Origin of the sequence: Streptomyces sp. NPDC053474 (assembly GCF_044544845.1) — a bacterium.
Taxonomy (GTDB): Bacteria; Actinomycetota; Actinomycetes; order Streptomycetales; family Streptomycetaceae; genus Streptomyces.
Genome location: NZ_JBITXV010000008.1, coordinates 392,536 through 415,413 on the forward strand (window position 1 = coordinate 392,536; position 22,878 = coordinate 415,413).

Consider the following 22,878-nt stretch of genomic DNA (forward strand, 5'->3'; position numbering starts at 1 on the left):
TTGACGGCGGAGTCCGGCCCGGGAGTCCTACGTCACGCGATCGGCCGTAAATCGCCGGGGACACAACCTCGTGACTGAAACGAACGTTCTATTCAGCGGACAGTTCACAGACAGCGGCGTGCCCGGTACCGGAAGGGCCGGTACCGGGCACGAGAGCGCTTGATCAGGCGCGGCCCGCGGACTTCTGGGTGCGCCGGGAGACCGAGTCGATCACGACGGCGGCGAGCAGCACCGCACCGGTGATCATGTACTGGATCTCACTCGCCATGCCTTCCAGGTTCAGCCCCTGCTGGATCGACTGGATCACGAGCATGCCGAGCAGCGCGGACCAGATCTTGCCCCGGCCGCCGAAGAGGCTGGTGCCGCCGATGACGGCCGCCGCGATGACGATCATCAGGGTGTTGCCGCTGCCGAGGCTCTTGGTGGCGCCGCCGGACAGGCTCGCGATGAACAGGCCGCCGAAGGCCGCGAGCATGCCGGAGATCGCGAAGACGGTGATCCGTACGCGGTCGACGTTGATGCCCGCGCGCCGCGCGGCCTCCGCGTTGCCGCCGACCGCGAAGACCTGGCGGCCGAAGGTGGTGCGGCGGACCACGAAGTCCGCGATGACGAGCACGGCCAGGAAGAGCACCAGGGCCAGCGGCAGGCCGCGGGCGCCGTCCGGCTCGTTCAGGAAGTACGCGACGACGAAGCACAGGACCGCGAGCACGCCGGTGCGCAGGAGGATCTCGCTGAGCGGCCGCGAGGGCAGGCCCGCGCCCTTGCGGCGCTTGGCGTCGAGCAGCTGCGAGCCCGCGTAGAGGAGGACGGCGACGAGCGCGAGGCCGTACGCGGCGGCCTTGTCGGCGAAGTAGTGGGTGGTGAGGTCCTCGACGACGGAGCCGCTCGGCGTGTTGATGCTGCCTTCCTTGCCCATCAGCCAGATCTGCAGGCCGCTCCAGCCGAGGAAGCCCGCGAGGGTGACGACGAAGGCGGGCACGCCGACCTTGGCGAAGAAGATCCCGTGGAGGACGCCGATGACCATGCCGCAGACGACGGCGCTGACCACGGAGAGCCAGTCGCCCCAGCCGTGGTTGACGCTCAGCACCGCCCACACGGCGGCGCCCACACCGGCGACGGAGCCGACGGACAGGTCGATCTCGCCGAGCAGCAGCACGAAGACGATGCCGACGGACATGATGCCGACGCCGGAGGTGAACACGGCGATGTTGGCAAGGCTGGAGGCGGACAGGAACTTGTCGTTCTGCAGCTGGAAGACCAGGGCGATGACGATGAGGCCCACGACGACGGGCAGCGAGCCGAGCTCACCGCCGCGCACCTTGCGCAGGAACTCCGTCCAGTACCCGGCGAAGCCCTGCTCGCGCACGAGCAGCCGGGGGTCGACGGCCGCGGCGGGCGTCGCCGACGGCTCGGCGTCGACGGGGGCGGCGGGCTTGTCGGTGGGGGTCTTGGCGAGGTCGCTCACTTCGCGTCCTCCTTCGTGGCGGTACGCGCCCGGCGGCGGGTCACGGCGTTGTCCGTGGCGCCGGTGATGGCGGCGATGATCTCTTCGGGGGAGGTGTCGGCGACGTTGAAGACGCCGTTGTTGCGGCCGAGCCTGAGGACCGCGACGCGGTCGGCGACGGCGCGCACGTCGGCCATGTTGTGGCTGATGAGGATGACGCCGTGGCCGCGCTCGCGCAGCCGCTCCACGAGGTCGAGGACCTGCGCGGTCTGCTCGACGCCGAGGGCCGCGGTGGGCTCGTCGAGGATGACCACCTTGGGGTCGCCGACGAGGGCGCGGGCGATGGCGACGACCTGCCGCTGGCCGCCGGAGAGGGCGGCGATGGGGATGCGGACGCTCGGAATCCGGATGGACAGCGTCTCCAGGAGCTCCCGGGCGCGCTTCTCCATCCTGATCTCGTCGAGGACGGAGGCGGTCTTCAGCTCGCTGCCGAGGAACAGATTGGCGACGACGTCGAGGTTGTCGCAGAGCGCGAGGTCCTGGTAGACGGTGGCGACGCCGAGGTTCTGGGCGTCGTGGGGACGGCCGACGCGGACCTCGCGGCCCTCCCACTCGATGGCACCCTCGTCGATGGGGTGGACACCCGAGATGGTCTTGACGAGCGTGGACTTTCCGGCGCCGTTGTCGCCGACGAGGGCGACCACCTCACCGGTGTGGATCTCGAGGTCTACGTCCGTGAGCGCCTGGACGGCGCCGAACCGCTTGGAGACCCCGCGCAACGCCAGCACGGGCGTAGCGGACACGTGAATCATCTCCTTCGCCGCCTGACCGGCGGGGATGGTGGACAAGGGGGTGCCGGTGCCCGCCCTCCGGCTGCGGGGCGGGAGGCGCCGTGAGGAACGTGCGGGCACCGGACGCTGGGGAAGGTGTCTCGCGGCCGCGCGGCCGCGTCAACTCCCGGGAGGAACGGCCGGGGCTACTTGATCCCGGCCTCGGCGCAGGCGGCCTTGAACTGCTTGGTGCAGATCTCGCTCGCCTTGTAGACCTTGTCCTTGACGATCGTGCCGGCCACGTCGTCCTTGGTGATCGCCTGGGCGTCGTAGAGCTTGGCGGGGATGCCCTTGTAGTCGCCGCTCAGGGAGTTGACCTTGCGGTCGATGAGGTCGTCGATCTTCTTGCCCTTGAGCAGGCGGACCGCGATCTCGGCGGTGGTCTCGGCCTCGGGCTTGATCTGCTTGTAGATCGTGAAGTCCTGCTCGCCGCTCAGCAGCCGCTGGACGCCCGCGAGCTCGGCGTCCTGGCCGCCGACGGGGACCTCGATGCCGCGCTGCTTGAGGGCGGTGATGATGCCGCCGGCCATGCCGTCGTTGGCGGAGTAGACGCCGTCGAAGCCGTCCTTGCCGAGCTTGTCGATGGCGGTGGCCATCTTCCGGTTGGCCTCGTCGGGCGACCAGTCGGGGATGTCCTGCTCGTAGACGACCTTCTTCACGTTCTTGTCGAGCACCGAGTGGGCGCCCTTCTTGAAGAACGGGGCGTTCGGGTCGGTCGGCGAGCCGTTGATCATGACCACGTTGGCGCTCTTGGCCTTGGCCCCGAGGGCCTTGATCAGGGCGCCGCCCTGGAGGCGGCCGATCTTCTCGTTGTCGTAGCTGACGTACGCGGACAGCGGGCCCTCGGCCAGTCGGTCGTACGCGACGACCTTGACGCCCTCCTTGTCGGCCCGCTCGATCCAGCCCTTCGTGGACTTGTAGTCCACGGAGTCGAGAATGATCACCTTGACGCCCTGCGTGATGAGCGCGTCGAATTGCTTCTTCTGGGTCTCGATGTCCTGTGCGGCATTGTTGTACTTGATCTCGCAGTCGCCGCACAGCGACTTGATCTTCGACTCCATGATCGGACGGTCGAAGGTCTCGTAACGGGTGGTCTTGTTCTCCGGAAGGAGCAGACCAATGGTCTTTCCGTCGCCGCCGCTTCCCTTGTCGTCGTCGCCTCCGGCCTCACCGCAGGCGGCGAGGCCGAGGGCCATGGAAAGGGTCGCGGTGCCTATGACGACGCGGCGCGTCCATGCATTCATGTGAGGGTGCCTCCCTGACGTGGCCGCGTCGTTGCGGCCGAGGTGGCTCGAAGTCAACTCGGCCGCCCGACACGCGTCAAGGAGTAAATCCTTAACGAGATGACAACGGTGCCATGCGTTATCTAAGTGAAGACAGGTGTGGCGGCCGGAACTGACCCGTCCAAAAGCGTCGAATCCCCCATCTCGCTGAGGGCGAGGGCGAGGGCGCCGAGCACCTCCGCGCGCGAGCCAAGTGCCCCGGGGCGTACGGACAGTTGACGGGCCGCGCTCGGGATGGCGTACCGCCCAACCGACTCGCGGATCGGCCCGAGCACCAGCTCGCCGGCGTCCGCGAGGGCGCCGCCGAGGACCACCCGGCTGGGGTTCAGGAGGTTGCAGAGGTTCGCGACACCGCTGCCGATGTGCCGCCCGACGTCGGCGATCACCCGGCGGCAGCCCGGGTCGCCCTCGCGGGCGAGGGCCACCACACGCTCCATGGTCAGATCGGTGCCGTGGCTGGACTGGAGCAGCGGGAGCACGTAGCGCGCGGCGGTGAAGGTCTCCAGGCAGCCGCGGTTGCCGCAGCGGCAGACGGGCCCGGACTCGTCCAGGGTGATGTGCCCGATCTCGCCCGCCGTGCCGCCGGGGCCGCGGTAGATCCGCCCGCTGATCACGAGCCCGGCGCCGACCCCGCTCGCGACCTTGATGTACGCGAGGTCCTTGACGCCCTTGCCGCTGCCCCAGACCAGCTCGCCCAGGGCGCCCAGGTTGGCGTCGTTGTCCACGTGCACGGGCACGCCGAGGCGGTCCCCCAGCTCCTCGGCGGGCTTGGTGCCCGTCCAGCCCGGCAGGATCGAGGTGGAGCCGAGGGTGCCGGACTCCACGTCGATGGGCCCGGGCACGCCGACGCCGACGCCCGCGACCTTGGCCCGGTCCACGCCCGCCTGCTCGATCAGCTGGCCGACCAGGCGCTCGGCCCGGTCGAAGCCCTGGGCCGCGGAGGCGTCCACGTCCAGGGGCTCGGACTGCTCGGCGAGCACCTTGTGGGCCAGGTTGCCGAGGGCCACGCGCAGGTGGGTGTGGCCGAAGTCCACGCCGATGACCATGCCCGCGTCGCCGCTGAGCGAGACGCTGCGGGCCCGGCGGCCGCCCGCCGACGTGGGCGTGACCTCGACGGTGCCGCCGTCCTTCAGCTCCCGGACGATGTTCGACACGGTCGCGGCGGACAGGCCCGTCGTCCTGGCGATCTCCGCCTGCGTGAGCGATCCCGCGAGCCGTACCGCGCGCACGACCCGCTCGAGGTTTGCTCGGTGCAGTGACGACTGCGACCCCGGAGTCTCCATCGACTCATCCACTCCCGCCTATGGCGGACGGCGCCCTCGCCGCCCGTACAAGTTGTGAACTCCAAGCTCCGCTGAAGGTGTTATCGCAGTCAAGTCCTTGAGGGAAATCCAGGGGTGCCCGGCGGCCCCGTCGGGGCACGCGCGCGGGCCGGGACCGGAGGCCGAGGTCACACCTCTCCGTCCGGCCCCGGCCCGCGCACAGGGCTTTCGTCTTCACTTGATGGGTTGACGCCCGCGGGGCGCCGGGCTCACTTCAGGGTGGCCACCGTGAGGCCCGACTGGACCTGCCGCTGGAAGGACATGTAGACGACGAGCACCGGGATCATGGAGATCGTCATGCCCGCGTACAGGGCGGGCAGGTCGGTCTCGTAGTTCCCCTGGTTCATCAGGCTCACCAGGCCCTGGGCGAGCATCGAGCGGTCCTCGTCGCCGCCGCTCTGCTTCTGCATGAGGGTGAGCGGCAGGATGTACTGGTTCCACTGGCCGAGCACGTTGAAGATCCCGACGCTGATCAGGCCGGGCTTGGCCATCGGCACCATGATCTGGAAGAAGACCCGGGTGTGCGAGGCCCCGTCGATCACCGCGGCCTCGTGCACGGCCGTGGGCAGCGTCCGGAAGAACGAGTACAGGTAGAACACGGTGAAGGGCAGCGAGTACGCCACGTACACGAGGATCAGCCCTTGGTACGTGTTCAGCATGCCCAGGCGGTCGACCATGAAGTACAGCGGGACGAGCGCGAGGAACACCGGGAACATCGACCCGGCCACGAAGAAGTAGTACAGGAACCGGTTGCCGAAGAACTCGTAGCGGGCCAGGACGTAGGCCGCCATGGCGCCGAGCAGCATCGTGAGCGGGACCGAGAAGACCATCACGATGAGGGTGTTGAGCAGATAGTCGCCCACGCCCTTCTCCCAGCCGCGCTGGAAGGCGTCGAAGGTCCACTCCGTGGGCCAGGCCCAGGCGCTGGACTTGATCTGCGAGTCGGTCTTGAAGTTGCCGAGCAGGATCCAGAAGAGCGGCAGGACGATCATGATCGCCCACAGGACCAGGAAGCCGTGCGAGAAGGCGTTGAGGGTCTTGCCCTCCATCCCGTCGCGGCGGCCGGGGCCGCCGCGTGTGCCGCCGCGCTGCCCCGGTACGGCGGCCTTGGTGACGGGGGGTTGCGTCGCGGGAGCCGTCATGTCGCTCGCGCCTCCCTAGTACTCGATGCGCTCGCGGCGGCTGAGCCGCAGCGTGACGATGGACACGATCAGGGTGAGCAGCAGCATCACGACGCCCATGGCGCAGGCGTAGCCGCTCTTGCTGTACGTCTGGAAGTTGCGCATCAGGTACGTCGAGATGACCTCGCTGCCGTGGTCGGGGCCGCCGCCGAAGTCCTGGGAGGTGAGCGTGGAGATCAGCAGGAACGCGTCCATGGAGAGGATCGCGAGGAACACCCAGGCCGTCTGGATGGTCTCCCAGAGCAGCGGGAGCGTCACCCGGAAGAAGGTCTGGAGCCGCCCGGCGCCGTCGAGGAGCGCGGCCTCGTAGATGTCCCTCGGGATGGACTGCATGGCGGCGGAGAACAGGACCATGTAGAAGCCCGCGCCGGCCCAGATCATCACGAAGACGATGCACCACAGGACCAGGTCGGGGTCGTTCAGCCACTCCGTCGGGTGGTTCTTGTCGCCGAGCCCGACGGCCTGGAGACTGCCGTTGATCAGGCCCGAGTCGTCGCCGCGGTAGACCGCCTTGAAGAGGATGGCGAGGATCGCGACGGACAGGACCTGCGGGAAGAAGAAGATGATCCGGTAGAAACCGGACCCCTTCACGCCCGCGACGCCGCCCGCGCCGCCGCGCCCGCCGACGTTCACCATGAAGGCGAAGAACAGCGAGAGCAGGATGGTCAGGGTCGGCACGAGGACCAGGAGCAGGGCGTTGTGCTGGAGCGCCTTCAAGAAGACGTCGTCGTCGGCCAGGTCCTTGTAATTGTCGAACCCGACGAAACTGAACTTCTGGGAGGCGCCGCTCCAGTCGGTGAACGAGTAGCTGATGGTCTGGATGTAGGGCCAGATCACCAGCAACAGGTAGAGCCCGACGGGAAGGACGAGGAATCCCACGATGAACGGGTACTTATTCCGATGCATGACACCCTGCTCCTGGCTCGCCTGAACCTCGCGGCTACTTCCTCTTGTTCTTGTCGGTGCCCTTCGCGCGTTCCTTGTCGACCGCTTTCTGGCAGCGCTCTAGCCACTTCTTCGGGGTGAGGCGCTTGGCCATCAGTTCACCGGTGGCGTTCTGGATCTCGACGTCCAGTTCGCCGTACCACTCCGAATAGCGGAAGTTGAAGCGCTCCGGGACCGGGCAGTTGTCGACGGCCGCGAGCGCGGTCTTGATGCCGGGGCGCAGCTGGACGCTCTTGTCGACGTACTCCGGGCCGAGCACGGAGAGCGAACTGGCCTTCTTGGCGAAGTCCGTGGCGCCTTCCTTCGACAGCATCCGGCGCAGGAACTCCAGGCCGCCGGGGACGTTCTTGGCCTTGGACGGCACGATGAAGGGCTCGTCGGCGCCGACGCGCACGGCGTGCAGCTTCATCTTGGAGTCGGGCAGCAGCGGCAGCGGCAGGAAGGTCATCTCGAAGTCCGTGGGCGTCTGCTTGGCCTGCTCGTTCTCCAGCCAGGAGCCGGACGGGATGAAGACCGCCTTGTACTCGTTCCACTTGGTCTGGGCCTCGGTGTGCTCCAGGGAGTTGGTGCCCGGCATCAGCAGGCCCTTCTCCACGATCTCGTAGACCGCCTCGATGGAGCGCTCGGCGGCGTCGTTGCCGACGAACGCCTTGGGGTCGAGGTTGTCGATCGCCTTCACGGCGTCCATGCCGCCGGTCTTGGCGATCAGGTCCATGATCACGATGTTCATGTAGTACGGGTACTTGCCCTGGTGGGCGAGGCCGCCGATGCCCTTGGACTTGGCGTCCTTCATGATGTCCAGGAGCTGGTCCCAGGTCTTGGGGACGTCCCAACCGTGCTTCTTGAAGAGCTTGTTGGAGTACCACAGGCCCCAGGCCGCGTAGACGTAGAACAGCGCGTGGAACTTCCCGCCGAACGTGCCCTGTTCGATGGTGCCGGGCAGCATGATGTCCCGGATCTTCTTGCTCGGGTCGTCGATGGACGGCGCGTCGAGCAGCTGGGTGAGGTCGGTCAGGTGGCCGTCCTTGAACAGCGTGTCGAGCTTCATCTTCTTCGACCCGGAGTCGTCGACGACGTCCGGCGGATTGCCCTTGTTGAAGCGGGGCTGGAGCTTTCCGGTCACGTCCTGCTCGCCGCTGTGGGAGACCTCGCCGCCGTACTTCTTCTCGAAGGACGCCTCCCAGGCCTTGGCGTACTCGTCGCCGTAGCCGCCCTTGAAGATGAAGACGTCCAGGTCGTTGTCCTTGGCGACGCCGAAGGGGTTGTCCTTGGTCTTCTTGACCGTCTTGGCCTTCTCGTCGTCACCGCCGCCGCCGGAGGCGCACGCGGACAGGAAGCCCATCGTGGGGACGGTGATGAGGCCGAGGGCCGCGCTCCGCTTGATCAGATCGCGGCGGCCGACGCCGGACGTACCGGGCGTTCCAGAGGTGGATCCCATGCTCAAGTCCTCGCTCTCTTCCAGGACTCAGGCGGTGAACCGGATCCTCCCCGGCACCGCGGAGTAGTGAAGCTGGGGTCGTGCGATGGTGCGGGACGTGTCCGGCGGCGCTCGAAGGGGCGAACCACGGCTTGCCGACCGGGCCGTGCGGACGCGCACAGGTATAGTCCACTCGCCGCTGACCAGGCAAGATCGAATGCAGCTTTGGGCAGCCACCTTTTCCGAGTTGAGACCTCTTTATGGCGGGCATGCCGGGAAATAGTACGGACCAATTCGGAAAGTCCAATTCCCCGATGCCGTCGGTGCCTTGACCGCGGGGCGGACGGGGTGGGTGGGGCGGCCGCGACTGGGGTGGGCCGGGGGCGGGGATGCCTCGGGCCGGGCAGCCGGGAGTGCGGCGGGCGGGGAGCCCGGGGCTGGTCAGCCGGGGAAGCCCGGGACCACCAGGCCGGATTCGTAGGCGATCACCACGGCGTGGGTCCTGTTCTGGGCGCCGAGCTTGGTGAGCACGTTCCCGACGTGGGTCTTCACCGTCTCCAGGCTCACCGTGAGCGACTCGGCGATCTCCGGGTTGGACAGACCGGTGGCCATGCGCCGCAGCACCTCCTCCTCGCGCCCCGTGAGCGCCGCGTTCGGCAGCGCGTCGGCGGAGCCCAGCGGCCGGGCCGCGACCATCCGGCGCAGCGCCGAGGGGAAGAGGATCGCCTCCCCCGCCGCCACCACGCGCACCGCCTCCGCGATCTGCGGCACCGGGCGCCGCTTGAGCACGAACCCGCTGGCCCCGGCGCTGAGCGCGGCGGTGACGTAGTCGTCGTTCTCGAAGGTGGTGATCACCACGACCTTCGGGGGTTCGGCCGCGTCGGCGAGGAGGAGCCGGGTGGCCTCGATCCCGTTGCGGCGCGGCATCCGTACGTCCATCAGGACCACGTCGGGGCGCAGCCGCCGCGCCTGCTCCACCGCCTCGACGCCATCGGCGGCCTCACCGACCACGGCGATGCCCGGCTGCGCCGCGAGCAGCACGCGCAACCCGCTGCGCGTCACCGCGTCGTCGTCCGCGATCAGGAGGGTGACGGAGGCGTCGGCCGGGGCAGCCGCGCCCGCGCCGGAGTCGGGTGCGGAGTCGATCACGCCGACCACCGTACGGGCAGCCGGACCGCGAGCCGCCAGTGGTGCGGCCCGGCCGCGCCGGACTCCATCTCGCCGTGCAGCAGCCGCACCCGCTCGGCGAGTCCGGTCAGGCCGTGCCCGGAGGTCGGGAAGGCGCCCGGGCTGTGGCCAGGGCCCGCCCCGGTCCGGTTGACGACGCCAAGTTCGAGGCTGTCGGGGGTGGCCGCCACGCGGACCTGGACGGGGCCGCCCGCCCCGTGCCGCAGCGCGTTCGTCAGGCCTTCCTGGAGGATCCGGTACGCGGCCCGGGAGAGCGTGCCCTGCACCCGCGCGAGGTCGCCCGTGAGGTCGGGCTCCACCGCCGCGCCCGCGTGCCGCAGCCGGTCGAAGAGCTCGGGCAGATCGGCCAGGGTGCGGGCCGGGGCCGTCTCCGACTCCTGCTCGCGCAGCGCGCCGAGCACGTAGTCGAGGTCTTCGAGGGCGGAGCGGGCCGACTCCTCGATGCTGCGCAGGGCGGCCCGCGCGGCCACCGGGTCGGCGGCGAGCACCTCGCCCGCGACGGCCGCCTGGATCGTGGTCGCCGTGAGCGTGTGCCCGATCGAGTCGTGCAGCTCGTGGGCGAGGCGGTTGCGTTCGGCGAGGGCCCGCTCCCGCTCGGCCGCGAGCGCGAGCCGCTCGGCCGACGACGGCCCGAGGAGCCCGGGCGCGAGCCGCCGCAGGGCGCTCGTCACCGCCGCGCACACGGCCGCCGCGAGGAGCAGGCAGGCGAGCCCCACCGCCCAGCTCGCCCAGCCGTCGCCCGGCCGCGCGGAGCGGCCGAACAGGCTCAGCTCGAGTTCGGCGTCGAGCCAGCCGCCCGGCAGGGTCACGCCGAGGAGCAGCAGCAGGCCGCCCACCAGCGCCCCTGTCCACCCGATGGCCACGTGCAGCAGCAGCCAGAGGGGGGTTCGCAGGCGGTCGGCGGCGGGGGCGGGCGCGGCCGCGGGATCCGGCAACGCCACCCTCAGCAGTCGGCGGGCGGCCGCGACAAGACCGCGCCGCGTGGTGCGCGCGAGGCCCACCGCGCCGATCAGCGCCGCCCAGACGAGCAGGGTCACAGCGGCCTGCACGCCATAGGGAGCGGACCGCCATCCCAGCGCCGGAAGCATGGCGAAAGGCAGCAGCGGAAGGCTCGCGAAGGCGCCGAGAACGGCGAACAGCATGCCTGCGTATGTGGAGCCGCGCAGCAGCGGCCGTATTCCCCTGAACATGATTCGTCCAGTATCGCCGGAGGTCCCACGGGCGGCCTCCCCCGATCGGGGGAGCGCCTTTTCCCGCTTTTCCGCGATGTGTTTCCGGGCCCCGAAAAGCAGGATCTTTCCCGGAACGACGGACCGGAGGACGACCGATGAACACGCAAGAGCTGGAAAGGCCCCAGCGCCACCCGGCACGGCCCGCGGGGACGGGAACGCACCGTGGCGCCCCCGGCCCGCAGGGCTGCGGCACGCGGGCCCCGGGCGGCGGGAACCGCACGGCCCGGGCCGCCCTGGTCCTCGGTGTCGTCGGCCTGGGCACCTCGGTCGTCTTCGTCGGCGGCCTGCTCGGGGTCGTCGGTCTGGGCCTGGGCCTCGGTGGCCTGCGGACGGCCCGGCGGACCGGCGTCGGCCGGGGCAGGGCCCTCGCCGGTGTGGTGACGTCGGCCCTCGCGATCATGGCGTCCGTCGCGGCCGCCTTCCTCTTCGTCTGGTACGCGAACCAGACGCAGGAGTGCTACGAGCCCGGCAGCTTCCGGCAGTACGCGCAGTGCGTCCGCGACCAGTTCGGCGGTGCCTGACCGATGGGAACGCACATCGTGGCGCGTGCCACGCGCACGGCGTCTCTTCTGGCGGTCGGCATTACGGCGGCCTTCGTCCCGGCCCTGACACCCGCGACGGCAACCGCCGCGCCCGAAGCCGCCGCGACCGCAAACCCTCTTCGCCCGTACGCACAGCAGAAGCCCCACTGGCAGCGCTGCGACGCCCGGAGCCCCGCCGCCTTTCGGTGCGCGACCCTCGAAGTGCCGCTGGACTACGGCGACCCGGGCGGCAGAAGGACGACCATCGCGATATCCCGCCTGAAGGCGACAAGCGCGGCGGAACGCCGGGGCGTTCTGCTGCTCAACCCCGGCGGCCCCGGCGGGCCCGGCCTCCATTTGCCGGTCGACCCGGCGGTACGCCTCTTTGACGACGTACGCGAACGGTACGACCTCATCGGGTTCGACCCGCGGGGCATCGGGCGGAGCTCTCCCGTCGGCTGCGGTCTGACGCGCGGCGAGCAGGAGATGGAGCACCCGTACGCGGCGCGGACCTTCGCGAGGGACGTCCGGTGGGCCCGTACGGTGGCCGCCAAGTGCCGGGCCTCGAACGGCGCGGTGCTGCGGCACCTCACCACCCGCAACACCGCTCGCGACATGGACGTCATCCGTGCCGTGCTGGGCGAGAAGAAGATCTCGTACCTGGCGTTCTCCTACGGCACCTACCTCGGCGCCGTGTACACGCAGATGTTCCCGCGGCGGGCCGACCGCTTCGTCCTGGACAGCGCGGCCGACCCGGCGCGGTACGGGCGCGGCCTGTTCCAGGTGATGGCGGAGGGGGCCGAGCCCGCCTTCACACGCTGGACCGGGTGGGCCGCCCGACGGCACGCGACCTACGGACTCGGCACCACCCCGGCCAAGGTCCGCGCGACCTTCTGGACCCTGGTCGCCCGGGCCGACCACGCACCCCTCACCATCGAAGGACAGCCCCTCACCGGCGACGACATCCGCGCACAGCGCACCCAGTTCTTCCACGTACGGAAGGCCTCCACGTGGGTCGCCGAACTGAAGAAGGCGGCAGAGAACGGGAAGCGGGCCAAGCCCGGAGAGGCGACCTCACCGGTCCGGGCCCCGCGCCCCGCCCCGCCGACGCCCACCCTCGCCGCCCACGGCGCACCCGAAGCCCCCGGCACCCTCGCCGCCCCCGGCACACCCGGCACCCCCGCTGCCCCCGGCGCCCCCGGAGCCCTCGCCTCCCCCCGCGCCCCCGCCGCCCCCGGCACCCCCACCGACAACGACACCGCCGCCGCCTGGTCCGTCCTCTGCGCCGACACCCGCGCCTCGTGGCCGGGCGACCCCGAGCGGTACCGCCGTGACGCGATCCGCGACAAGGCCCGGTATCCGCTGTCCGGCGACTTCGCGTCCGGTATCAAGCCGTGCGCCTTCTGGCAGCCGGGCAGCGAGCCCGCGACCACGGTCAACAACACGGCCCGCGCGCTGATCGTGCAGAACGCGTGGGACCCCAGCACCCCCCTGGCCGGTGCCCAGGCCATGCACCGGGCCCTGCGCGGCTCCCGGATGGTCACCGTCGCCGGAGGAGAGGGCCACATCGTCAACGGCACCAACTCCTGCGCGGACGACGCCGCCACGCGCTACCTGACCACGGGCAGGCTCCCCGCCAGGGACCTGACCTGCCCGGCCGACTAGTACCCATCCCAAACATCCCCCTTGAGGAGTTGACCCATGCGCACGCAGACATGGCAGAGGCCCCGCCCGTCCGAGCCGCGGCGACGACACAGTCGGCGCTCCCTCGTGCCGACGGTGTCCGTGGCAGCCGCCGCCGTGATGGCCCTCGGCGCACTCGCCCCATCGGCGACGGCCTCCGCCGCGCCGGACCCCGTACAGAAGGGGCTGAACGCCCTGGTGAACCCCGACAGCGTGCCCGGCGCCCTGGCGAGCGTGACGGACCGCGAAGGCCGCACCCGTACGTACACCGCGGGCGTCGGTGACGTCGCCACCGGCGCGCGGGTGCCCCAGGACGGGCAGGTGCGGATCGGCAGCAACACCAAGGCCTTCACCGCGACGGTCGTGCTCCAGCTGGTCGGCGAGAAGAAGATCCGGCTGAGCGACAAGGTCGACGACCATCTGCCCGGCGTCCTGCGCGGCGACGGCATCGACGGGCGGAAGATCACCATCCGCCACCTCCTCCAGCACCGCAGCGGCCTGCCCAGCTACGTCGACTACCTCGACGAGGACATCCACCCCTACGAGCCCCGCGACCTCCTGGCCCGCGCCCTGAAGCACAAGGCCCACTTCAAGCCCGGCCAGAAGGGGAAGTGGGAGTACAACAACACCAACTACCTCGTCCTCGGCCTCATCGTGGAGAAGGTCACCCACCACTCGATCGCCCAGGAGATCGACCGGCGCGTCATCAAGCGCATCGGCCTGCGCCACACCTACTTCCCCGCCCACGGCGACGCGACCATCAAGGAACGCCACCCCCAGGGCTACTACCAGTCCGCAGCGGGCGCGCCGCTGGTCAACGCCACGGAGTGGGACCCCTCCTGGGCCTGGGCCGCGGGGCAGATGGTCTCCACGAACACCGACTTGAACCGGTTCTACACCGCGCTCCTGGGTGGCCGCCTGCTGAAGGAGCCCCAGCTCAGGCAGATGCAGAAGACCGTGGACGCCAAGTACCCCTTCCCCAAGGGCGCCGGGTACGGCCTCGGCCTCGTAAAGACGCCCCTGGCCTGCGGCGGCGTCTACTGGGGCCACGGCGGCAGCATGACGGGCTACGAGACCCGCGGCGGCGTCGTCCTGAAGCACGGCAAGCCGGTCCGCGCGGTCAACGTCGCCGTGACCACGCAACCGGGCCAGGCGGTCAAGGACGACATGGACCGCATCGTGAACAAGGCCCTCTGCCGCTGACGGACGGATGACGGACGGACCCGCGAGGCACCCCCGCCCCCAGGGGGTGCCTCTCGGCATCCGCAACACCCTTGACACCGCTCGCCACTTGCCGCCCTACTGGTCCTTGCGCAGCCGCGTGACAACGTTGTCCGGATGGGCAGGGAGGGAGTCAGGGATGGGGTACGGACGTCGGGGACGCAGACCGGGCGGGGGGCTGCTTGTCGGGGTCACCGCCCTGACCGTGGTCGCCGCCTCGCAGGGCACGGCCGTGGCGGGGCCGGAGCAGAGGCCGCGCGCGGAGCGGGAGTTCAGCTCCTCGTTCGAGGCGGGGCAGCCCGCGCCGGACTGGCTGAACACCGTGGAGACCGGTCCTGACGGCAAGAAGCGCGCGGGCGGGGTGAACGGCGCCTTCACCTCCGGGATACCCGGCGGCGTCAACGACCGGGTCGTGGGCGTCAGGGCCAGCGGTGAGCACAGCGGCTCCGGCGAGGTGAAGGAGAACCTGGTCGACGGCGAGAAGACCACGAAGTGGCTCACGTTCGCCAAGTCCGGCTGGGTGGAGTTCACGCTCGACTCCCCCACCAAGGTGGTGCGGTACGCGCTGACCTCCGCGAACGACCACGCGCAGCGCGACCCGAAGAGCTGGACGCTCCAGGGCTCCACGGACGGCCGGGACTGGAAGGACCTCGACAGGCGCGAGGGCGAGACCTTCGGCGAGCGGTTCCAGACCAAGACGTACGACTTCGCGAACGACACCGCGTACACGCACTTCCGCCTGGACATCGCGGCGAACAACGGCGGCGCCGAGATCCAGCTGGCCGACCTCCAGCTGTCCGTCGGCGGCTCCGACAGCCCCGTGCCGCCCGAGGACATGCGCAGCGCGGTCGACCGGGGCCCGGCCGGGTCGCCGACGGCGAAGGGCCGGGCGGGCTTCACCGGCAAGCAGGCCCTCAGGTACGCGGGCACGCACACCGCCGACGCACGCGGCTACTCGTACAACAAGGTCTTCGACGTGGACGTGCAGGTGCAGCGGGACACCGAGCTCGGGTACCGCGTCTTCCCGTCGATGGACGACGAGGAGTACAAGAAGGCGCCGTACGACGCCACGAACGTCTCCGTGGACCTCGCCTTCACCGACGGTACGTATCTGAGCGATCTGGGCGCCACCGACCAGCACGGCTTCCCGCTCACGCCGCGCGGGCAGGGCGACGCCAAGGTGCTCTACGTCAACCAGTGGAACGACGTGGCGTCGCGGATCGGCGAGGTGGCCGCGGGCAAGACCGTGGACCGGATCCTGCTCGCGTACGACTCCCCCAAGGGCCCGGTGAAGTTCCGCGGCTGGGTGGACGACATATCCCTGGCGGAGAAGGCACAGCCGAAACCCAAGGCGCACCCCTCCGACTACGCCTCGACCACGCGCGGCACCAACTCCAGCCGTGACTTCTCGCGCGGCAACACCTTCCCCGCGACGGCCGTCCCGCACGGCTTCAACTTCTGGACCCCGGTGACCAACGCTGGCAGCATCGACTGGCTGTACGACTACGCCCGGGGCAACAACGACGACAACCTCCCCACCCTCCAGGCGTTCGGCGCGAGTCACGAGCCGAGCCCGTGGATGGGTGACCGGCAGACGTTCCAGATCATGCCGTCGGCCGCGAAGGACACCCCGGACGCGGCCCGTGACAAGCGCGCGCTGCCGTTCAAGCACGAGAACGAGACGGCGCGCCCGCACTACTACGGCGTGACCTTCGAGAACGGCCTGAAGGCCGAGATGACGCCGACCGACCACGCGGCGATGTTCAAGTTCACCTACCCCGGTGACGACGCGAGCGTGATCTTCGACAACATCGAGAAGACGGGCGACACCAAGCACGCCGTCGGCCTCACCCTCGACAAGGAGAAGGGGATCGTCACCGGCTACTCCGACGTGAAGTCGGGCCTGTCGGTGGGCGCGACCCGCATGTTCGTGTACGGCACGTTCGACCGTCCGGTCACCGGCGGCGGCAAGCTGACGGGCGGCGGCACCACGGACGCCACCGGCTACTTCCGCTTCAAGACCGGCGCCGACCGCGAGGTCTCGCTGCGCCTGGCCACCTCCCTGATCAGCGTCGACCAGGCGAAGGCGAACCTGGACGCGGAGATCCCCGCGGGCACGTCCTTCGCGAAGGTCAAGGACAAGGCCCAGCAGCAGTGGGACGACATTCTCGGCCGGGTCGAGGTGGAGGGCGCGAGCGAGGGCCAGCGGACGTCGCTGTACTCCAGCCTGTACCGGCTCTACCTCTACCCCAACTCCGGCTTCGAGAAGGTCGGTTCGACGTACAAGTACGCGTCGCCGTTCACCAAGCAGCCGAGTCCGGACACGCCGACCCACACCGGCGCGAAGGTCGTCGAGGGCAAGCCGTACGTCAACAACGGCTTCTGGGACACCTATCGCACGACATGGCCCGCGTACTCGCTCCTGACGCCGAAGAAGGCGGGCGAGCTGGTCGACGGCTTCGTGCAGCACTACAAGGACGGCGGCTGGACCTCGCGCTGGTCCTCGCCGGGCTACGCGGACCTGATGACCGGCACGTCCTCGGACGTGGCGTTCGCCGACGCGTACGTGAAGGGCGTGAAGGGCTTCGACGCGAAGGCGGCGTACGACGCGGCCGTGAAGAACGCGACGGTCGCCCCCGACAAGCCGGGCTACGGCCGCAAGGGCATGACGAACGCGCCGTTCCTCGGCTACACGCCGTCCGAGACCCACGAGGGCCTCTCGTGGGCCCTTGAGGGATACGTCAACGACTACGGCATCGCGAGGATGGGCCAGGCCCTCTACAAGAAGACGGGCGACAAGCGCTACAAGGAGGAGTCGTCCTACTTCCTCAACCGCGCCCGTGACTACGTGCAACTCTTCGACGCCAAGGCCGGGTTCTTCCAGGGCAAGGACAAGAAGGGCGCCTGGCGCGTCCCCTCGGAGAAGTTCGACCCGCGCGTGTGGGGCCACGACTACACGGAGACCAACGCCTGGGGCTACGCCTTCACCGCGCCGCAGGACTCGCGCGGTCTGGCCAATCTGTACGGCGGCCGGGGCGGCCTCGCCAAGAAGCTCGACACGTACTTCGCGACGCCCGAGACCGCGTCCCCGGAGTTCGTCGGCTCCTACCCGGGCGTCATCCACGAGATGACCGAGGCGCGTGATGTGCGCATGGGCATGTACGGGCACTCCAACCAGGTCGCGCACCACGCCGCGTACATGTACGACGCGGCCGGGCAGCCCTGGAAGACCCAGGAGAAGGTCCGCGAGGTCCTCTCCCGCCTGTACACGGGCAGCGAGATCGGCCAGGGCTACCACGGCGACGAGGACAACGGCGAGCAGTCGGCCTGGTACCTGTTCTCCTCGCTCGGCTTCTACCCGCTGGTCATGGGCAGCGGTGAATACGCCGTCGGCTCCCCGCAGTTCAAGAAGGCGACGGTACGCCTCGACAACGGCGGCACGTTGGTCGTCAAGGCTCCGAAGAACAGTGCGCGGAACGTGTACGTGCAGGGGCTGAAGGTCAACGGCAAGAAGTGGAACTCGACCGCCCTGCCGCACGAGGAGATCGCGCGCGGCGGCGTCCTCGAATTCGACATGGGCCCGAAGCCGTCCGCGTGGGGCTCCGGCAAGGGCGCCCAGCCGGTGTCCGTCACGGACGACGACAAGGTTCCGTCGCCGCGCGAGGATGCGACCAGGGTCGAGGGTGAGCTGTTCGACAACTCCTCGTCGACGTACGCCAGCGCCTCGTCGGTCGTGGTGCCGGTCGGCTCCCGCACCAAGGCCGTGCAGTACACCCTCACCTCGGCGGACGCCGCGAAGGCTCCGCGCGGGTGGGTGCTCCAGGGCTCGCCCGACGGCGAGAAGTGGACGACGGTGGACAAGCGGTCCGGCCAGACCTTCGCCTGGGACCGGCAGACCCGTCCGTTCACCGTCAGCGATCCCGGCTCGTACGTGAAGTACCGCCTGGTCTTCACCGGGGGCCGCGCCAGCCTCTCGGAGGTGGAGCTGCTGCGCTGACGCCTTCGGCGAACTCGGCCCACACGACCTTGCCGGGGTGACGCTCCGCCACGCCCCATCTGTCGGCCAGGGCCGCCACCAGCAGGAGCCCGCGCCCCGACTCGTCGGCGTCCCCGCCGCCGCCGAGCCGGGGCGTGCCGTCGCCACTGTCGTGGACCTCGATCCGTACGGCGGCCCCGTTCCGGGTGAGGCGGAGCTTGAACCCCCGCCCGGGCGGGGCGCCGTGCACGAGGGCGTTGGTGGTCAGCTCGCCTACGCAGAGCGTGATGTCGTCCGCCCGGTCCTCGATCCCCCAGGCGGCGAGCACGGAGCGTGTGTACGCCCGGGCCGCCGGGATCGACTGCCGCTCACGCCGGTAGAAGCGTTCGCGCAGGGGCGTGGGGGGAGCTTTCGCATTCACGTGACGAGAGTCACAGGTAGCACCGCCCGGTGTGCAGTACGCGAACTCGTACAGATCCGTTGTACGAGCTGAACGTGTGAACACAGCCGCCCTCGCGGGGAGTTACAGCGCATGAGTAGGCCGAAGCGACGATCGCGGAAGAACGCCTCAGCTATGAAGATGGTGGGCGCGCTGCTCGCCCTCCATCGAGAACGCGCCGGGTACACCCAGAAGTCCCTGGCCGAACACTTCGCCCTCAGCGAGGACCAGATCGCCTCCATCGAGCAGGGCCGACGACTCCTGAAGTTGGACCTGGCGATCCAACTCGACCAACTACTGGGCACGTACCGGACGTTCGAGACGGCCGTTGAGCACATGCCGGAGGTCGACCTGCTTCCCCGGTTCGCCGAGGAGTTCATGGACCAGGAGCAAGAGGCCATCGTGATCGAGTGGCTGGAGACCATGCTGGTGCCCGGCCTGCTCCAGACGGAGGCGTACGCGCGAGAGCTCTTCCGGGGCCGCATTCCGCCGTTCGACGAGGACAAGATCGAGGAACTCGTCACCAAGCGGATGGCGCGGCAGGGCCTTCTCCATCGCAAGCATCCGCCGATCGTCAGCTTCGTGGTGGCGGAGGCGGCGCTGCACGCCCGCCTGGGCGGGAAGAGTGTGCAGGCCGAGCAACTGCGCCACTTGCGGGAGTGCTCCGAACTGCCCGGTCTCACCTTGCAGGTTCTGCCCCTGCGCCATACCTCCAACGCGGCGCTCACAGGCCCGTTCATCGTGCTGGAGACCCCCGAGCACCAGCGGCTCGTCTACACGGAGACCCATCGCGGCAGCCACCTGATCGCCGACCCGGACTCGGTGGCGATCCTCGTCCAGAAGTATGGAATGCTGCGCGCAGAGGCCCTCAACGTCGAGCACACCAGGGAACTGTTGGACCGGTTGCTAGGAGAGCTATGAGCGACAGCAGCGCGCTTGAGTGGTTCAAGTCCAGCTACAGCGACGAAGACGGGCAGGCCTGCCTCGAAGTCGCCACGCACCTCACCACGATCCACGTACGCGACTCCAAGGACCCCAGCAGGGGGCACCTCACCGTCACCCCGGCCACCTGGACCGCCTTCCTGGCCCTCCCGCGGCAGCCCTGAGAACGGCGGGCGCGTGAGGTACTACATCTACCTCTCCACGGCCAAACTGGACATGCTCCACGCGCAGATCCCGCCCCCGCTGGCGCGGCGCCTCGCCGTGGAGGCCAAGGTCGACCTGAAGGTGCTCAGCCTGGCCGTGCAGGCGCCGCGCGGCGACACGGGTGCGTACGACCGGCTCGACCTCGTGGAGGCGTACCTGGAGCGGGAGTTCGACGTCAGCTGGATGTCGGAGCCGACGGCCTGGTTCCGGGGAGAGGCGGGGCTGCGGATCGTGGGGGACGGCGGGCCGAACGGCCCGACGCTGATGACGGGCCGCGACGGCGACACGGTCGTCGCGCTGATCGGGTCGGCACACCACCTGATCGGGCATCAGGCCGCGCCGGACCTGCACCGGGTCGGCCACTCGGGGCTGCCGTCGATGTTCCGGCTGCTCCAGGAGGTCCCACCGGAGTGGGAGGGCCAGTTCAACGTGCGCTGGCGGGGCCGGATGCCGAGCAGGGAGAGCGTGACGCGCGACGTGCTGCACTTCGCGGAGGCGTTGACGGTGCCACCGGTGTACTGCGAGTTCCTGGCGCGGCGACTGCTGAGCGGCACCGTGACGCGGGAGGACGGGCGGGAGCTGACGGTCGTCGTGGGGACGCCGGTGTACGTGGCGATGTCGGACGGGGAGCCCGGGGAGCAGGGGGCCTGAGTGGGGCGGGGAGCCATGGCCGACCTGGTGGACCTGCGGATGGCGGGGGACGCGGCGGGGCTGTGCCGGGCCACGGGGTCGGACTCCATCGCCGTAGCGGCGTTCGCCACGAGGGCGCTGGGTGGGGGCGCGGGAACGCCGGAGGTCGTCGAGACGCTTCTGGCCCGCCTGCGGCAGCGGGGCGAGCGGCCGGTCGGGTCGCGCTGGCAGGCGGCCAGGGCGCTGGGGCGGCTGCGGGCGGACCGCGCCGTGCCGGACCTGCTGCGGCTCCTTGCGGCGGGCCCGCACGACCGCGAGCAACTGGACCTCCCGGCCGCCGACGCCCTGGTCGACATCGGCGGACCGCAGGTCGTCCGCGGCCTGGTCGAGCTGCTGGAGGAGCAGACGGCCACGGGGAAGGGCACGTTCCGGGTGATCGACGCGCTGGCCCGGCTGCGGGCGCCCGAGGCCGTGACCCCGCTGCTCGCCACGCTCTGGAGCCGCCTGCCCGCCCAGGCGGAGCACGTGGTGCGGGCGCTCGGGGAGATCGGCGACCCGCGCGCGGGCTCCGCCCTGCTCGTTCTCGCGCAGTCGCCCGCGTCGGGCACCCGGCTGCGCAGGGCCGCGCTCAGGGCGCTGCACGAGCTGCCCGAGGCCGCGTGGCCGCCCGCGCACCCGTATCCGGCCGCTGAATCGCTTCTCCACGCCCCGCAGCGCGACCCCGACCCCGAAACGGCGCGCCGCGCGACCGCCCTGCTCTCCAGGACGGCCGCTGGCAGGGACCATCTGTGGCACGTCCTGCGGGCGGCGGCGAGCGCCCCGGGCGACCCCGAGTGCCCGCCCCACGCCGTCGCCGCCGTCTGCGCGCGGGTGGCGGCGGAGCCCGGACTGTTCGCCGTGGCGGACCCCGGCGAGCACCGCGCCCTGCTCCGGCACCACCTGCGCGCGTCGGCCGCGCCGACCGTGCGCCGGGCTGCCGCCGGGGCCCTCGCCGCGTTCGAGGGTGGCGGGGCGGCGGACGCCCTGCTCGCGGCGCTTGGCGACCCGCACGTCAGGGACACGGCGGCGGACCTCGTCGCCGGGCTCGCCCATCCACCGCTTGCGAGGCTCCTGAGTCTGCTCGCGACGCCGGGCCAACAGCGGGGCGCGGCACGGGCGTTGGGCGGCATCGGGGACGCGGGGGCCGCCCCGGCGCTGCTCGCCCTCGCGACGGACCACGCGGCCCCGGTGGCGGTGCGCGCGTCCGCCGCCGACGCCCTCGGCGCCCTGCGCCACCGGCAGGCCGCCGCGCCCCTCGCGGCCCTGGCGTCGGACGCGGAGCAGCCCGGGACCCTGCGCGCCCGTGCCGTCCGGGCCCTCGGCCTGATCGGCGCGCCGGAGTCCCTGCCCGTGGTCCTTGCCTGCGCGCGCTCGCCGCACGAGGCGGTACGGGCGCGGGCGGTGACGGCGCTCGGCGGGTTCCCGGTACCGGAGGCCGCACGGGCGCTCGGGGAGGTCGTCAAGGGGCGCGGGGGGCCGGGCGATCCCGGGCCGGACGGCACCACGCCGGACGACGCCACGCTGGACGAGACCGGGCCGGACCGGACCACGCCGGACGACACCGAGCCGGACCGCACCACACCGAGCGGCACCAGGCCGGGCAGCACGGGGCCAGGCCACACCACGCCGGACGAGACCGGGCCAGACCGCACCACACCGAGCGACGCCAAGCCAGGCCACACCACGCCGAGCGGCACCAGGCCAGACCGCACCACACCGAGCGGCACCACGCCAGGCGACGCCCAGGCCGACAGCGCCAGGGCCGAGCTCGCCCGCGCCGCCGTGCACGCCCTAGGCCGGATCGGCACCCCCGCCCTGCCCGTCCTCACCTCGCTCGCCATCGGCGCGGACGACCTCGGCGACGACTTGGCCGAACAGATCGTCGCCGCGCTCGCCGCCCGCCCCGAACCCGAGGCGACCGCCGTCCTGCTCCGGCTCGCGGCGGCGCCGGAGTCGAAGGCCAGGTACGGCGCACCCCTCGGCGGGCCGCTCGCCCTGTCGAGCCCGGCCCGGGAGGCCGCGTCCCTCGCGCTGCTCGAGCGGGGCACCCCCAAGGACCTCGCTCCCCTGACGGCGCTCCTGGCCCCCGGCGCCTGGTCCGGCGCCCAAGAGGCCGCCGTACAGGCCCTGTTGACGATCGGCACCGCCGAGGCGCACGACCACGTGCTGGCGTTCTGCCGCCGGGCCACGCACTTCTACGACTGGCACGTCGAGGCCCTGGACACCGTCGCCGAGGCCCGCGGCGTCCGGCTCGACTAAGCGGTCTTGTGGAAGTGTGGCGCAGTTCGGCAGCGCCCCGAAGGGGCGCGGGGCTGTGCCGATATGCGGCTCCGCCGCGCGGGCGCGACCAGCCACGACGAACCCGCAGGCGATCGACGGCC

General features: G+C 70.8%; 18 protein-coding genes. 8 read left to right on the plus strand and 10 right to left on the minus strand.

Features of this window, described 5'->3' with window-relative positions; all coding sequences use genetic code 11:
* Positions 1-163: 163 nt before the first annotated feature.
* The 9 genes from ACIG3E_RS21410 to ACIG3E_RS21450 form a co-directional block, all read right to left on the minus strand.
* Positions 164-1,465, minus strand: coding sequence for a sugar ABC transporter permease (locus ACIG3E_RS21410; protein ID WP_172386991.1), 1,302 nt, complete (start codon positions 1,463-1,465; stop codon positions 164-166).
* Positions 1,462-2,256 carry an ATP-binding cassette domain-containing protein gene (locus ACIG3E_RS21415; protein WP_399618861.1) on the minus strand — a complete coding sequence of 265 codons (795 nt, stop codon included), beginning with the start codon at positions 2,254-2,256 and terminating at the stop codon, positions 1,462-1,464. The genes ACIG3E_RS21410 and ACIG3E_RS21415 overlap by 4 nt, the downstream gene beginning before the upstream one ends.
* 164 nt (positions 2,257-2,420) lie before the next feature.
* The gene (locus ACIG3E_RS21420; RefSeq protein ID WP_399618629.1) at positions 2,421-3,518 is read right to left on the minus strand and encodes a substrate-binding domain-containing protein; all 1,098 of its coding nucleotides are present in this window, start codon (positions 3,516-3,518) and stop codon (positions 2,421-2,423) included.
* Positions 3,519-3,640: 122 nt separating this feature from the next.
* The gene (locus tag ACIG3E_RS21425) at positions 3,641-4,840 is read right to left on the minus strand and encodes an ROK family protein (protein ID WP_399618631.1); all 1,200 of its coding nucleotides are present in this window, start codon (positions 4,838-4,840) and stop codon (positions 3,641-3,643) included.
* A 248-nt stretch (positions 4,841-5,088) separates the two neighbouring features.
* Positions 5,089-6,021 (minus strand): carbohydrate ABC transporter permease, encoded by a 933-nt coding sequence (locus tag ACIG3E_RS21430; RefSeq protein ID WP_399618634.1) that lies wholly within the window; start codon positions 6,019-6,021, stop codon positions 5,089-5,091.
* A 15-nt stretch (positions 6,022-6,036) separates the two neighbouring features.
* On the minus strand, positions 6,037-6,966 hold the full coding sequence (locus ACIG3E_RS21435; protein ID WP_399618638.1) for a carbohydrate ABC transporter permease: 930 nt from the start codon (positions 6,964-6,966) through the stop codon (positions 6,037-6,039).
* A 34-nt stretch (positions 6,967-7,000) separates the two neighbouring features.
* A complete protein-coding gene (gene ngcE, locus ACIG3E_RS21440; protein ID WP_399618641.1) occupies positions 7,001-8,443 on the minus strand; it encodes an N-acetylglucosamine/diacetylchitobiose ABC transporter substrate-binding protein in 1,443 nt (480 codons plus the stop codon).
* Between the two features lie 420 nt (positions 8,444-8,863).
* Positions 8,864-9,571, minus strand: coding sequence for a response regulator (locus ACIG3E_RS21445; RefSeq protein ID WP_399618644.1), 708 nt, complete (start codon positions 9,569-9,571; stop codon positions 8,864-8,866).
* The gene (locus ACIG3E_RS21450; RefSeq protein WP_399618647.1) at positions 9,568-10,800 is read right to left on the minus strand and encodes a sensor histidine kinase; all 1,233 of its coding nucleotides are present in this window, start codon (positions 10,798-10,800) and stop codon (positions 9,568-9,570) included. The genes ACIG3E_RS21445 and ACIG3E_RS21450 overlap by 4 nt, the downstream gene beginning before the upstream one ends.
* A 137-nt stretch (positions 10,801-10,937) precedes the next feature.
* On the opposite strand from ACIG3E_RS21450, the gene ACIG3E_RS21455 reads away from it, so the two are divergent.
* The 4 genes from ACIG3E_RS21455 (at position 10,938) to ACIG3E_RS21470 (ending at position 18,264) form a co-directional block, all read left to right on the plus strand.
* Complete coding sequence (locus tag ACIG3E_RS21455) at positions 10,938-11,363, plus strand: DUF4190 domain-containing protein (protein WP_399618650.1); 426 nt, start codon at positions 10,938-10,940, stop codon at positions 11,361-11,363.
* A gap of 3 nt (positions 11,364-11,366) precedes the next feature.
* Positions 11,367-13,028: an alpha/beta hydrolase gene (locus ACIG3E_RS21460; RefSeq protein ID WP_399618653.1), complete on the plus strand. Its 1,662-nt coding sequence runs from the start codon at positions 11,367-11,369 to the stop codon at positions 13,026-13,028.
* 36 nt (positions 13,029-13,064) lie between these two features.
* The gene (locus ACIG3E_RS21465; RefSeq protein ID WP_399618655.1) at positions 13,065-14,249 is read left to right on the plus strand and encodes a serine hydrolase domain-containing protein; all 1,185 of its coding nucleotides are present in this window, start codon (positions 13,065-13,067) and stop codon (positions 14,247-14,249) included.
* Positions 14,250-14,406: 157 nt separating this feature from the next.
* The gene (locus tag ACIG3E_RS21470) at positions 14,407-18,264 is read left to right on the plus strand and encodes a GH92 family glycosyl hydrolase (RefSeq protein ID WP_399618658.1); all 3,858 of its coding nucleotides are present in this window, start codon (positions 14,407-14,409) and stop codon (positions 18,262-18,264) included.
* Here the strand turns inward: ACIG3E_RS21470 and ACIG3E_RS21475 are convergent.
* Positions 18,218-18,664: an ATP-binding protein gene (locus ACIG3E_RS21475; RefSeq protein ID WP_399618661.1), complete on the minus strand. Its 447-nt coding sequence runs from the start codon at positions 18,662-18,664 to the stop codon at positions 18,218-18,220. The genes ACIG3E_RS21470 and ACIG3E_RS21475 overlap by 47 nt on opposite strands.
* 111 nt (positions 18,665-18,775) lie before the next feature.
* On the opposite strand from ACIG3E_RS21475, the gene ACIG3E_RS21480 reads away from it, so the two are divergent.
* Genes ACIG3E_RS21480 through ACIG3E_RS21495 form a run of 4 tightly spaced genes read left to right on the plus strand, consistent with a single transcriptional unit; the run spans position 18,776 to position 22,756 of the window.
* Entirely contained in the window at positions 18,776-19,603 is an 828-nt protein-coding gene (locus ACIG3E_RS21480) for a Scr1 family TA system antitoxin-like transcriptional regulator (protein ID WP_399618664.1), read from the plus strand.
* The gene (locus ACIG3E_RS21485) at positions 19,600-19,788 is read left to right on the plus strand and encodes a DUF397 domain-containing protein (RefSeq protein ID WP_399618667.1); all 189 of its coding nucleotides are present in this window, start codon (positions 19,600-19,602) and stop codon (positions 19,786-19,788) included. Before ACIG3E_RS21480 ends, ACIG3E_RS21485 begins: the two co-directional genes overlap by 4 nt.
* Positions 19,789-19,801: 13 nt before the next feature.
* A complete protein-coding gene (locus ACIG3E_RS21490; protein ID WP_399618670.1) occupies positions 19,802-20,479 on the plus strand; it encodes a DUF7019 family protein in 678 nt (225 codons plus the stop codon).
* 15 nt (positions 20,480-20,494) lie between these two features.
* Positions 20,495-22,756, plus strand: coding sequence for a HEAT repeat domain-containing protein (locus ACIG3E_RS21495; protein WP_399618673.1), 2,262 nt, complete (start codon positions 20,495-20,497; stop codon positions 22,754-22,756).
* The last annotated feature ends 122 nt before the right edge of the window (positions 22,757-22,878 follow it).

What these genes read in the sequence shown, in the direction of transcription:
- ACIG3E_RS21415 (WP_399618861.1), bottom strand. Translation starts at nt 2,256, where the DNA reads ATGATTCACGTGTCCGCTACGCCCGTGCTGGCGTTGCGCGGGGTCTCC.
- ACIG3E_RS21420 (WP_399618629.1), bottom strand. Translation starts at nt 3,518, where the DNA reads ATGAATGCATGGACGCGCCGCGTCGTCATAGGCACCGCGACCCTTTCC.
- ACIG3E_RS21425 (WP_399618631.1), bottom strand. Translation starts at nt 4,840, where the DNA reads ATGGAGACTCCGGGGTCGCAGTCGTCACTGCACCGAGCAAACCTCGAG.
- ACIG3E_RS21430 (WP_399618634.1), bottom strand. Translation starts at nt 6,021, where the DNA reads ATGACGGCTCCCGCGACGCAACCCCCCGTCACCAAGGCCGCCGTACCG.
- ACIG3E_RS21435 (WP_399618638.1), bottom strand. Translation starts at nt 6,966, where the DNA reads ATGCATCGGAATAAGTACCCGTTCATCGTGGGATTCCTCGTCCTTCCC.
- ngcE (WP_399618641.1), bottom strand. Translation starts at nt 8,443, where the DNA reads ATGGGATCCACCTCTGGAACGCCCGGTACGTCCGGCGTCGGCCGCCGC.
- ACIG3E_RS21450 (WP_399618647.1), bottom strand. Translation starts at nt 10,800, where the DNA reads ATGTTCAGGGGAATACGGCCGCTGCTGCGCGGCTCCACATACGCAGGC.
- ACIG3E_RS21455 (WP_399618650.1), top strand. Translation starts at nt 10,938, where the DNA reads ATGAACACGCAAGAGCTGGAAAGGCCCCAGCGCCACCCGGCACGGCCC.
- ACIG3E_RS21460 (WP_399618653.1), top strand. Translation starts at nt 11,367, where the DNA reads ATGGGAACGCACATCGTGGCGCGTGCCACGCGCACGGCGTCTCTTCTG.
- ACIG3E_RS21465 (WP_399618655.1), top strand. Translation starts at nt 13,065, where the DNA reads ATGCGCACGCAGACATGGCAGAGGCCCCGCCCGTCCGAGCCGCGGCGA.
- ACIG3E_RS21470 (WP_399618658.1), top strand. Translation starts at nt 14,407, where the DNA reads ATGGGGTACGGACGTCGGGGACGCAGACCGGGCGGGGGGCTGCTTGTC.
- ACIG3E_RS21480 (WP_399618664.1), top strand. Translation starts at nt 18,776, where the DNA reads ATGAGTAGGCCGAAGCGACGATCGCGGAAGAACGCCTCAGCTATGAAG.
- ACIG3E_RS21485 (WP_399618667.1), top strand. Translation starts at nt 19,600, where the DNA reads ATGAGCGACAGCAGCGCGCTTGAGTGGTTCAAGTCCAGCTACAGCGAC.
- ACIG3E_RS21495 (WP_399618673.1), top strand. Translation starts at nt 20,495, where the DNA reads ATGGCCGACCTGGTGGACCTGCGGATGGCGGGGGACGCGGCGGGGCTG.